At 43.3% G+C, this 1761-nt stretch carries 1 protein-coding gene; it reads right to left on the minus strand.

What is annotated here, in order from left to right; genetic code table 11:
* Positions 1-1643: IS1634 family transposase (locus Q7P41_RS04440; RefSeq protein WP_303882445.1), on the minus strand; the 1643-nt coding region annotated here is incomplete at its 3' end.
* Positions 1644-1761 lie beyond the last annotated feature (118 nt).

Here is a 1761-nt window from a genome sequence, read left to right on the forward strand (position 1 = left end):
CCCAGCTCAGCTGCCAGGCTTTTTATGAATTTAGAAGAAGATGTGATATTCACATATCTATCCCGTTCCAATTTAACAACCCTGAATTCCCGGATGAATTTAATAAGTTTCTCCGTGCAATATTTGTTTTTTAGCACTTTAAATTGCAGGAGCCTGATGAGGAGCACGGATAGATAGCAGACCAGGAAATGCCCATGGATGGATGCTGTCTTCTGCAAGTAGACAGGGCGTGCGTCAAGGTAGGATTTCATCATTTTAAACGATTCCTCAATCCGCCAGAGGTTATGGTATGTATTGTATATGTCACTTGCTTTCATTTTGGTTTCTGAGGTGACGAGAAGGTTGTAACCGGCCAGCTTTAAATCCTTGTCAATGGCATCCCGGTTAATGGTTACCCTGACCTTTCCGTCGATGGCATTTCCTTTCGGGTCGGCACAACCAAAGGTGACATATTTGCTGCATTCGCCGAATTCACTCTTCTTTGCCTGACTTGCTTTTAGCTTTTTTGCTTTTTCAACCATCCTGTTTATCTCATATTTCTTTTTCTCTGCCAGCTTGGGGTTGTATGTAACAACTCTTTTTTCCTTCAGCCTTACGGTATGTTTCTTCCCATTTTCGTCTGTATAGGTATAGGGAAATTCATCGATGCATTCCTTAATCTCGTAGAGTAGCGTACCATTGCTGTCAGTGATTTTTTTGTAGTCGTTCTTTAAAAGGACCCACGCCTTTTCGGTTTCGGGGAGCTGCTTTACCGATTTTGAGAACAGGTAGCCGTCCTTGTTTTTCAGGGCACTGATGATATTGTTTGCGCAGTTAAGGCCCTTGTCGGCGACCTGCACCGTCCTGCCGGATATCTGGTTCCTTTCCTTGAGTTCTTTTATGACCTGGCGGATAACGGGTTTTTCGCTTTCGTTGCCGGGGTAGAGTTTCATTCCGATGGGGATCTGGTTTGCATCCAGCAGCAGCCCGAGTCCGATGATGGGGTCATGCCTGTTTTCTTTTGAAGGCCCCTTCCTCCTGAACTCATCTTCTTTGTCGATCTCGAAGTAAAAATTTGTGCAGTCAAAGTAAGTGGTGGATGCATCCAGGGGATATTTGAGGTTGACCTGATGGTTGAAGATCTCAATAATTTTTTCGTATTCATTGCCCATATACTCAACGCCATCTAAGATCTGATCATAAGTTAGCCCATAAGACTCATACAGTTTGGGGAGAATGTCATGGCAGGTTCTGCTCTTGGAGCGTGGGTCAACTACTCTGCTATAAATGAGGGCTTCCATTAGATCGGAAAGCTTGAAGCGGAAGCCTCTTACAGATTGCATTAGCTCCAGGTAATTGGAGACGTGCAGGCTGTCATAAATATTATGTAAAAGAAAATAGCCGAGATGCCTTTCAGGGGATGCGGCGATCTGCCTTGCCGCATTTTCTTCTTTAATGCGCTTTGCTTCTATGTTCATCTGCTTGACGACATCGGAATAATAGCCGATTGGGTCAGGAATGCCGGAGTCGATCAGGTCCTGTACGTAACCAATGGCCTTGTATGATTTATGAGCAGTCTCCTTTTTGTCGCGGTCGTAGAAAGATTCGTATATCTGGAGATAAACCCCCTTTTTTAGGTTTGATTTTTTAAGGAAATAAGCCATAAAAAGCCCTCCCTAATAACACCATTTAACACCATCAATTATACACGAAAAGAAATTATTTGCAAGTGTTTTTTGCACAAAAAAAGCGCTAAGCTGCGCTAATTTCCTAAGTTATATA

The sequence above is a fragment of the Acetomicrobium mobile genome (assembly GCF_937920065.1).